Raw genomic sequence first — 10,387 nt, 5'->3', positions numbered from 1 at the left:
AAAGCTTCCCCTCATTCTTAAGCGAGATATCCCCATGATTACTAATCACACGCAATCTGCTGCGCACGTCGAAGTGACACTTCTGCTTTCCGCTAGCGATGTCTTCAAAGCTGCCAGAATGGGCGGCATGGCCTTCGATGAGGCGTACCTGAAAACCATCTGGGCCGATATGCAGCGCCACCAGCATATCCGCGCTGAAATCACGGCTAGTGCGGCCTATGCGCTGCATATCCTGCTCTCTGAGATCTCTTTCGACGCGGTGTTTATGAACCCGTCCCCCTTCATCATCGATGACAGCTATTAAAAGGACCGATCCAATGAGCGATAAGTCGTTAAAAGACCCGTTCAACCAAGTAACCAACCCTGATGGCACGCCTGTACGGGATAAAGATAATGCGGATAGCCGTCCGCCACCGCCACGCTGGTCACAGACACCGCAGCGGAATTTGGCACCCCCAGGCATGTCAGGGATCAGATCAGGCCATAAACAGGCCACTCCGCGCCCCGTTGAGCCACAAAAACAATCTGGCATTGCGATAAACGGCGACCAAACGGATAAAAGCCTATGGATTGAGGGCAGCATCATGACCATGCCGGGCTATACGTTCCACGCCAAGCTTTATGATGAACCATCGAAGTTTGGGATTGAAGGCGGCAAGATATCGAAGCTGGATGTACGCAAAGATGACAATCTGGTCATGCGCTATGATCGTGGCTGGGTCGTTGATCCAAAAACGCAGGAACAAAAAGAAGCGCTTCAACGCATTCGAACGGGGTTAGATGACACACCTAAAAAGCCGTTCAAGAGCTTCGATCACAAACCCGGTCAAGAGCAGGGCATAGATCGCTGATCAAGACACGGACAAGCACAGGAATATGTTCCGATGGCAGGATAGCATTGTAAAATGCTATCCTGTTTGAACATGAGCCATCAACGATTTATGAATTTTCTGCGCGGTGGAACGCCAAGCACCGCGAATTATGATCCAGTCGCCCGCGTCTACAAAAACGCCAGTGGCATTGACGAGATTATCCACCTGCATCGCTGCTACTGGGCCTACGTGGATTGGCTAGAAGCCACCACAGATATCAAGTTTATCAATTGGGTCGTTCACTGCGACAAGAACCCCTCAGAGGGCTATACGCTATCGCATCTGCTGATGTACTGGCTGTGGACTGATGAGTGTGACAGGTTTCGTGCAGGTTTGCCAACACCGAATCCATATCCGCCCATGGGTTATGAGGGATGGGGAAATTAAGCGAATAATTGTCCTGCTTCTTAGAATTTACGTGCCTAGAAATCGTTTTATTACTGGGCAGTCAATACGTGTAAGAAAGCTCCACTTGAGCATAGAAAATAAGACTTTAGACCAACTGAAACTTGCGTTCAATCAGCTAGACCGCCTATGTTCATGCCTTAGCATGGAGGTTGAATTTAGAGATGATTTCAGATGGGCTAATCGTCGGGTTTTACTTCGCTGAAGATCGCCTAATCCACCGTGGCTTCGATCTCTCAAGCGGGCGATTTCTCGAAGTTGATAAGTCTCTTGTAGCCATACCCAATGGAGAAGGCAGCGTTCGAAAAGCCGCATCAATTATCAAAGAATTTTATATTGATCGCTTAGGCAGGCCCGTCGTTGGCGTAGGTCTCGCTGTACCAACGTCAATTTTGGAACTTGATCAGCACAGTGACCGGTACGGAACGCTTGGAGGCCAGCTTGCGCCAATTGGTTGGAAAAACTTCAATGCAAAACAAACCCTGTTAGACGAACTTTCCAGTTGCGGCGTATCTCTAGCCGAGCCTGAAAAGATTGGTATTATCAGCCAAGTTGGGGCCACAGCAAAAGGCCACTTTAAGCAGCACTTCGGTACACCTGCATCGAAGCCAAGTCATCCTCTGAAGAATGACAAACGTAGCTATCTCTACATTGTCGCTGATGAAGGGATAGGCGCAGCTTCATATAATTCCGGTTGGTTACTCCATGGGAGCGCGGTCCCTAATATTGGCCATAGCATGGTCATACCAATCGACGGGGACATTCCTAAAACATGCAAATTCCATCCACGCCGACCTTGTCTAAACGCCTATGCTTCGTTGGACGCAATCTACGCAAGGCATCCTGAAATTCTCGAATTGCCCAACAAATTCATCGACTGTAACGACCACAGCATCATTTCTGGGGTTGCTCATTATATTGCACAGACAGTCAGTAATCTGGTCTTATTCATGTCGCCACAGAAGATAATTTTAGGTGGCAGAATCGCCGACAACCCATATTTCCTAGGGCATTTCATTGAAAACCTAAGTCTTTTGTTAGAGAATGACGAAGAGTTCGATGAACTATCATACCCGCAGCTAAAAGATTTTTGGTCAATGGTTGAATATCAAGGAGACAAAGACTTCGGCGTAAACGGGGCTGTTTGGACGGCTTATGAATTTGTTGATAGAGCAGGCGACATTACGAATTTGGATAGACAACAATGATCAATACTGGAAAGCGGGAACTTTCTGATTTCGACTTAGAGCACATGGGGTTTTATCAATCTCAGTCTCGTAAGAACATGAATTTACTTGACAAAACGGTTAAGCGCAAGGCAGTATCGTTTCCTATTGTGGAAAAGAACCCCAGCGTACCATGTCCGGTAACAGCGGTAGACCATCTCGTAGAGCAGATGACAGCATCGCTTGATTTCAATCAAGTCTCTAAAGAACAACGTATGGCCACAGTGGCCGAGGCCTTTATGAAGATACGACAAATTGAAGAACTTGGGCACACTCTCCTATCCGACGAGGAGCTAACCGCACCTGCAAGCCTGCCATGGAGCGCTCGCAATGGAACTTGGGGGAATATTCTTGATTATATCGTGGATCAATATGAAAGCCGTATTGGTCGTGGATTTGTCAGAAGCCACCTCAAGAAAGCTAATATGCCCGCTTATGACGCCCTGAGAAACTGGCTACGCGCATCCGGTAACACCGCGCCATCCGATATAGACCCCGATAGGTATGATCCTGAACTGACCGTCAATCCGCTTACAGCAATTTCGGTTGTAGTTAGTCAAAGGCCAAGTAATCGAAAAATGAGAAAACACCAATCATCATGATTTTTAGTGTTTACTTATTGAAGTCGCGATGACATAAATCTCACATTAGCCTCGAATCCGATCTTAGTTTATACGCATCGCGCAGTCGTGATGCGAACGGTTTCGTATATCGCCACCATTACCCGTGCTCGTGTGTGAGCGCGGAAAGATCAAGAGTAATCAGATGCAAACTACAACAACCATCATCTACGTAATTCCAACCACATTCAAACTGAGCAAATTCGAATGGACCGATAACGCCATGAAATTTGACAGTTCGCCACATCCATAAATTGCGCGCGATACCCTTAGGGAAAGTGCGTCTGCTCGGAGACAGACATGAATCTTTACCGCAAAGGCCCCGTTGAAATTGTCACCAACACCGTCCAAGGTATGTGCCCTTGGGTCACTGCAAAATTCTCAACACTCTATGCAAGCGTTTTTGCCTATTCGGCGCCAACACTTGATGAGTGGAACCGCGAAACTCTTCTTGCCTCTGACAACATTGTAAGCTTTGGCTTGATCGGAGAAGATGTTGTTGCAGGTCTATCATGTTCCCAAAAGCTGAATGATGCAGGTAGATCACTAACCGTGCACGGCCTGATCTCGAACGGCAAAGCGAAGCGCGTTGCAGCTCCGTTGATAGCTGCGGCAACTCGCTTTGCGCGAAATCAGTCCAAAATACCTCTATCGGCAGAAGCGATCATTTGTGAAATCGACGGAAAACCAAATATCGGATCAGCAAAAGCACTGACCCGAAACGGTTTTTACCATGCCGAGCGAACTCGCGGTAAAATAGAACATTCCAATTCTCATTTTCTACTGAGTGACCCGAAACACGTAGGCACTATTGCCGTTCACAAGCTCGTCGCCTCGTCTAACGATCTCATCGAATTTGGGGACTGGATTTTAAAGGATTGGGAGGAGATTCCAGTATGACTTATCCAGATATAGATATTATTCGCGCTTTCTTGTTTTCTATCGCGGCAGCGGTATTTTTCACGGCTGGTTTTCTGGCAAGTAAGGATGCTTTCTTGCCTAACCTGCCACCGTTCAGCTGGCTATATGCTTTGAAAATCAGCCCATTACTCAAAACAATCCTGATTGGGGCGTCCTTTTCCGCCCTTGGGATGGTCTGTGCGGGCGTTGGGTTTAACGCAAAGATTGCAGTCGCGGCTCCAACTCTTGCTACTGCTGGCCTGTTAGGGAACATCTTTGCCGGAATGTACCTAGGTAACACACCGATTTCGGCAAAAATCGTTTACATCTGTGCCATTCTCATCGTCGCAACAGTTCTCTTAGTCGATGCGGTTGATACGAACAGTGACGAAGAAAATACGCGCCTTGAAGCCTAGTTTAATCTTTCAGGAAGCCGTCGTCATTGTGCCTCGGCCTCCCACCAACCCGCCATAAATGGTTATAATGGCAGGGACAAGAAACTACAGTTTGAAAACCTGCTCCTGCGTCGCTGTGCCAGATTGAGCAGTAACGCACTGTAAGTGCAACACGTCGCCAGTTGACGAATTGGGATTGATATAGCTTTTGTTCCATATCCATTACCCCGCCCGATACATGAAGGATTGGCCAGCAATCTCGGTCTGACTGTAATAACAGGCCAAATCCCGTGCGATGGCGTTCATGTCGATGTGGCTGGCCAGATGTTCGGGTATGACGGGTGCGCATGCAACTGTCTGGTCTCCGCCGAGGAACGGGGGTGCAAAGGACAAAAGCGTGTGGGCACTACACCGGACCAGAGCCACGCGCAGCAGGTGCAGCGCAGCAAACCGAGCATGGTCAGGACCCACCTTTGTCCTGCGCTGGGGGCAGTAGCCCTAAGCTGCGGTCCAGCGGGCGCAACCGATGGTGGGGATCAATCGGCCAAATGGTTGTTCATGGTTTGGTGCTGGTGGAGAGGTCAAATCTCCAAATCCTGCGAGTTGGTCACAAGGGGCCGCGATACGCCCTTTGGTCAGGTTCAGCTTTGACAAGCTGACGCATATCCAATCTGCGCAGGGTTGGCCTCCATGGCATGGTCTGGGTCCTTAGGGGCAGGAACGCACCCTAAGGCGATGGGTACAGGGAGAGCGCAATCTCCTTGTGAGGGATCAAACACCGGTATGTTTGCATGGTCATGGAAAGGCTCAACGCCGCTTCATGACCAATCGCTTGGGGGATAGAACGGGGGAGCGCAGCATCCCCCTTTTCAAGAGGTGTGGTACTACCACACACATCTTGCGATTAACCCCAACCCAGATTTTAGATTATTTTGGCGCTGCAATATCGGGTCATTGGCCTACAGCTGGTGGTTGCGATATGATCGGATTTTTCTGTCGCATGAGGGGCATAGACCAAACGAAGAACCACATCTTTACTTTGGCTTAACTTGAAACAACCGCGCAAAATAAACACACCTTGAACGTGTGTTTTCTTGCGACAAAGCACTGTGAGTATGTTAGTCATAAGAGAATTTTAATTCTGGCAAAAGAAGTTATCATGAGCTCATTACCGAAACCGCCATTTTTGATCTCCGCCAGATTTTTAGGTCCAGTATTTACCTTTGATGGTGAGTTAACCAAAGAATCCCAGAACCTTATTTTTGCAAGAAATGGCACGGGTAAATCCTTCATATCGCGTGCCTTTAGATGTTTGGACCTATATGGTGGTGGTGTTGATGTAATTAATGCTCCAAGAAATCTTGTCTCTGATGAATCAAAGGATGGCAAAGGTCAGTTTTCTTTCTCATGTGGATCAAAGATCTTGGGTGCTATGACTCTGAATAAGATTGATGACACTTTCATTGCACAAACAAACGATACAATATTTCATGTTTTTTCAGAAGATTTTGTTCAGGAAGAATTAAGAGAGAAAGAGTACAAACTTGACGGAAAAATTGAAAACGTAATTTCAATTGATAGCGACAACATAAAGTTAAAAGACGCACAAGACACGGCTAATTTAACAAGTATAAATATAAATACGGAATATAAAAAATTAAACGATAAATTCGAACAGGAAAAATCTGACGAGCTTAACCTCAAGGCGGGCATAAACAAGCAACTTGGCGACTACAAAAAGCTTAGCTTTCCAAGCCTTCTTGAGAGTTTCGTAGAAAATCCCAATGAGTTGCTCGGAAAATTCAAAGACATCCTCAAGGACTTAGATGCCTTAAAGTCAATACCAGCAGAACCACTATATCCTATTAAGGCTTCTATTTTAAATGGCAATGAATTGAACCTTGTCGAGTTAGAAGCGGTAGTATCCAAGATAACGTCTGCCTCTAGCGTTGCCGCATCCATCAAGAATAAGATTGATGCCCACCATAGTTTTTTTGAGATTGGGATCAAAATTATTGAGAATAAGCACAGCGCAGAGTGTCCCTTTTGCGAACAGGATTTGACAAACCCCGAGCCAAAGTCTGTAGTAGATGCATACATTCAGTATTTTAATGATGCGGAAGAAAAACATAAGTCAGAATTACGCCAACATTACAGCATTTTAAATGTATTCTCCAAAGAAATTGAAAAATTGGATAATGATTTGATGAGGCAAAGGTCTAGGTTCGATGATCTGAAGCTATACCTAACATCTCAAAAATATATTGACCTCGAAAATCACGAGGATCCCTTGTATGCTCTTTCAGAGACAATCTCAAAGCTAAAGCTAGTGGTCGAAAATAAGGCCAGCAACCTTACAGTCTCTAATAATTTTTCAGATCAAAAATTCTTAGAACGACTACAGGATCTCAACACGATCATCGAAGAAAATAATATCAAGGTCATAAATCTCAATAAGGCTATTGAGAAGTCTGATGATGAGCGTAAGCTGTTGCAGCGAAACGCGTGTTCAGCGTTCGAGCGTGAATTTGCCACCTCGAACTGGGATAGCATAGAGAATTTACGTACACTGCAAAAGGCGTCGTCGGACGCAATCGCCAGCCTCCAACAACTTGAAAAATCAAGTCCCTCGAAAGAGGCCCGTAGTAGAGTCGCTGAAACCTTTGAACTTTTGCTCCGAGATTTTTTTGGTGACAAATACGTCTTTGATAAAGATGGCTTTGTCCTAAAGCACAAGGATCGTGAAATGGATCGTGGACCGCATCGAACATTAAGTGATGGGGAGAAAACCGCAATAGCATTCTGTTACTTCATTGCTTGCTCACACCGAAAGGTTACTGCGAATAGTGATTATGCAAATTTATATTTTGTATTTGATGATCCTGTGACATCAATGTCCTATGACTTTGTATTTTCGATTGCTCAAACATTGAAAAATATGAGCATCTCAAAATTAGGTGAAATTTCAATAAACCCAAACTTTATTGATGGGAATAAATATATCCGTCCACGGCTACTTATCCTAACTCATAGTAGCTATTTTTTTAATATTTCTTTGACAAATAGAGTTGTCAAAGGCGAAGCAGCCTTTACGCTTTTCCCAGACATGGATGTTCATAAGATGGCAAAAACAAACAAATATATTGCGCCATTTCAAGAGCAACTTAAGCATGTTCAACAAGTGGCTAATGGTGCTGAACCAAATTATAGCACTGGAAATGCTATCCGTTCTGTACTTGAAGCGGTTGGTAGGTTCTGTTGCCCAGACAAGTCAGAAAGCTTAACAATCTTCATTCAACATCTCGCTGGTGAAGAAAACATAAGCCTTAAGAGCGTTATGATCAATTCACTTTGTCACGGAACTTACTATGATGAAACTCCACCACCAAATGACATTAGTTTGGCTTGCAAGGAAACAATCACAGTCGTTGATCGCTATGCCAAAGGACAGCTCAATATCCTCCTCTAGGCTTCAATCTATGCAACTAACTCTTTGGTGGTTTTAATGCATACAACAGACTGAAGATTCTTAGGCTCTTATTTGATCACCGCAATCACCAAAATCAAGTAGTCACTTATATTTTGAAGACTTATAGCTGACTAATATTTTTATAATAAATGAATCAAAGACAGAATAAGGCGACTATAAATAATGACCTACTCTGCAGCTAAAGCGACATCACACAAGAGACTTGCGATCTTTCTCGACGGTACTTGGAATGAACCCGGCGACAACACGAACGTCTGGCGGTTGAGGTCGTTATGCGCACCCATAGCTAGCGATGGCACGCGCCAGCTTCATTATTACGATCCCGGCCCCTCTGGGTTCAAAGGCGGTACGTTTGGTGATGGCGTCAGCGCAAACGTTACCGAAGCCTATGAGTGGCTTATCGACAACTATGATGATGGGGATGACATTTTCATCTTCGGATTCAGCCGAGGCGCATTTACTGCGCGTAGCCTGGCCGGATTTATCACAAAATATGGGCTTCTTCAGCCGGGATCACCGTTGAGTGTGCCGCAGATGTTTAAGCGTTACGAGACTGCGGAAGAAAAAACCATCTGGAAACTCAATGCTGAGGTCAATCAGGGCGCATGCGATGATCATTCTGATCTGGAGCGATGGATGGTCAAATATGCCCGCTGCGTTAAGATTAAGATGGTCGGCGTGTGGGATACAGTTGGCGCATTAGGAATACCCAGGCTCAATATTACTGGCATTAGTCGTTCAACGTTCAATTGGCATCATACAGGCCTACGCGTTCCGATTGAGCATGGTTTTCATGCGATGGCGATAGATGAGCATCGCCCACCGTTTGAGGCAACACTATGGACTGTTCGCCAAGGGATTAAGGCGAAGCCAAGGCCTTTAAGTTCTGTTGAGCAACGATGGTTTGTCGGAGCACATGCCAATATTGGTGGTGGCTATACGAACGATCTTCTTGGCCAGCCGTCGCTTCAATGGCTGGCTGACAAGGCGAAGGGGCTAGGGTTGGAGTTGCGCTATGATATTTCATTGGATGGAAATATTCACAAAGCGACCATCAATGATTCATACGCTGCTTTTTTGAAAGGTATGTATTCGAAAATCTACGGGCGGAACTTTCGGAAGATCGGCGCTAATCCTTGGGACGATAAAGAGGGCGAAACACATTCGACAGTCAATGAAACCATCGATTCATCCGTTTTTGCGCGGTGGCAAGAAGACGTTAGGTACAGGCCTAAGAATTTAGCCGAGTGGGCAAAGCGGAAAAGAGTGATCTTGGAAGAGCAAAAGCGTTCAGTTTTGGCGGTTGATGGTACGCCTGTTGGTGCCTGAGATGAGCGTCAAGCTAGCTCAAAGCGATATGAGCGAGATTAGATTGATTGAAGTGCAATGCCTGCAAAACCTACAACTGTAGCATTGCAGGCCGCTCTTACGTCAGCGCTCGCCCAATACGCCGAACTCATGGGCCAACCTTTCCCTCGTGTTCCTGAGCTAGACCTTCACAGCGATGCCGATTTCTGGGCGCTGGCCGAGCTAGAAGGTGGTGGTTTCGCCATCCGCGTCGGAGGTGGCGTTGTTCCAATGCTAGAAAGACTCTGGGGTGATGCTTTTAGTGATGAGGATTTCACGGAGGGCGTCAGCCTGCCATTAGTTGCTGACAAGGTGGATGCAATCCATGTCTCTCTGGTTTGGCTGATTTTCCATGAGATGCAGCATTTCGAGCTGGGCCACTTTGATCTGATCGGTAGTTCGATCATCAGCGAGACTGAACGCGGTAAAGCCTTTTCGCTCGCCTCTCGCGGGTCGATCAGTTCTGAGCGGGTGAAAAATTTTGGCGATGCCCCTCAGTTTTTGATCGAGCAATGTCTAGAACTGCAAGCTGACCACGATGGCGCTGAACTAGTGCTTGATGCTTACTCTACGGATGAATGGCCAAGCTTGAGGGCAAGGATAGCCGCGATATCCGCCATGATGATGCTAATCGAGCGCGAAGACGCAAAATTAGTGGAGCAAGCTCAATCGTCGCATCCAAAGGCCGCGACACGCATCTTTCAACTGCTAGGGCATGTGATGGAAATGCCTTTAATCCCCGCACAGCGTAAAGCCATCTTAAACGGCGCTGATGCGATTGATCCGGCAGATTTGCCATCTGACGCTGAACAAAGTGCTTTCAACCGAGAGGTCGTTATTCCGGCGTTTTTTGATGCGGTTAATCTGGCACGCGTTGCGGGCGCACAAAGCATTAGACAGGATCTGGGTGAAGCCGGTGCTTTTTTTCAAGATGTTCAAATCGCAAAAATTGGTGATGTTGATGCGTTTGAAAGCCTTCAAACGGTCGGCGCAAAGCAATGGGCTGAATTGGTCGTGATCAATGAGCAACTCAAGGCCGATCACTCTTAATCGACTGATCCATGGCAGACGAAACCACAGATTGTGAGTAGGTGAGTAGTTTACCTTGGCCACAACTCATCCGAGTGCCATA

General features: G+C 46.4%; 11 protein-coding genes. 10 read left to right on the top strand and 1 reads right to left on the bottom strand.

Going from position 1 to position 10,387, the window contains the following annotated elements:
- From RGAI101_RS00200 to RGAI101_RS00170, 7 genes are all read left to right on the top strand, one after another.
- Window positions 1-304 (top strand): hypothetical protein (locus RGAI101_RS00200; RefSeq protein WP_217624934.1); only part of this gene is annotated, 304 nt, incomplete at its 5' end.
- 13 nt (window positions 305-317) lie between these two features.
- Complete coding sequence (locus RGAI101_RS21135) at window positions 318-851, top strand: DUF7678 domain-containing protein (RefSeq protein WP_050763165.1); 534 nt, start codon at window positions 318-320, stop codon at window positions 849-851.
- Window positions 852-941: 90 nt separating this feature from the next.
- Window positions 942-1,259, top strand: a complete 318-nt coding sequence (locus tag RGAI101_RS00190; RefSeq protein WP_037226941.1) for a hypothetical protein — start codon at window positions 942-944, stop codon at window positions 1,257-1,259.
- A gap of 170 nt (window positions 1,260-1,429) precedes the next feature.
- Window positions 1,430-2,485: an ROK family protein gene (locus RGAI101_RS00185; RefSeq protein WP_157044602.1), complete on the top strand. Its 1,056-nt coding sequence runs from the start codon at window positions 1,430-1,432 to the stop codon at window positions 2,483-2,485.
- Window positions 2,482-3,105, top strand: coding sequence for a hypothetical protein (locus RGAI101_RS00180; protein WP_037226938.1), 624 nt, complete (start codon window positions 2,482-2,484; stop codon window positions 3,103-3,105). The genes RGAI101_RS00185 and RGAI101_RS00180 overlap by 4 nt, the downstream gene beginning before the upstream one ends.
- A gap of 318 nt (window positions 3,106-3,423) precedes the next feature.
- On the top strand, window positions 3,424-4,023 hold the full coding sequence (locus tag RGAI101_RS00175) for a hypothetical protein (protein ID WP_037226935.1): 600 nt from the start codon (window positions 3,424-3,426) through the stop codon (window positions 4,021-4,023).
- On the top strand, window positions 4,020-4,439 hold the full coding sequence (locus RGAI101_RS00170) for a hypothetical protein (RefSeq protein ID WP_008227800.1): 420 nt from the start codon (window positions 4,020-4,022) through the stop codon (window positions 4,437-4,439). The genes RGAI101_RS00175 and RGAI101_RS00170 overlap by 4 nt, the downstream gene beginning before the upstream one ends.
- A gap of 201 nt (window positions 4,440-4,640) precedes the next feature.
- Here the strand turns inward: RGAI101_RS00170 and RGAI101_RS00165 are convergent, their stop codons facing one another.
- Window positions 4,641-4,889, bottom strand: coding sequence for a hypothetical protein (locus tag RGAI101_RS00165; RefSeq protein WP_037226933.1), 249 nt, complete (start codon window positions 4,887-4,889; stop codon window positions 4,641-4,643).
- 688 nt (window positions 4,890-5,577) lie between these two features.
- On the opposite strand from RGAI101_RS00165, the gene RGAI101_RS00160 reads away from it, so the two are divergent.
- The 3 genes from RGAI101_RS00160 to RGAI101_RS00150 all read left to right on the top strand — a co-directional run bounded on the left by RGAI101_RS00160 (window position 5,578) and on the right by RGAI101_RS00150 (window position 10,305).
- Complete coding sequence (locus tag RGAI101_RS00160; protein ID WP_083791983.1) at window positions 5,578-7,887, top strand: AAA family ATPase; 2,310 nt, start codon at window positions 5,578-5,580, stop codon at window positions 7,885-7,887.
- 183 nt (window positions 7,888-8,070) lie between these two features.
- Window positions 8,071-9,237, top strand: coding sequence for a DUF2235 domain-containing protein (locus RGAI101_RS00155; protein WP_008227914.1), 1,167 nt, complete (start codon window positions 8,071-8,073; stop codon window positions 9,235-9,237).
- A gap of 57 nt (window positions 9,238-9,294) precedes the next feature.
- The gene (locus RGAI101_RS00150; protein WP_037226930.1) at window positions 9,295-10,305 is read left to right on the top strand and encodes a hypothetical protein; all 1,011 of its coding nucleotides are present in this window, start codon (window positions 9,295-9,297) and stop codon (window positions 10,303-10,305) included.
- The last annotated feature ends 82 nt before the right edge of the window (window positions 10,306-10,387 follow it).

It is taken from the genome of Roseobacter sp. GAI101 (assembly GCF_000156335.1).
Taxonomy (GTDB): domain Bacteria; phylum Pseudomonadota; class Alphaproteobacteria; order Rhodobacterales; family Rhodobacteraceae; genus Sulfitobacter.
Note: the sequence above shows the minus strand (reverse complement) of the source record. Positions and strands in the feature narration are given on the sequence as shown.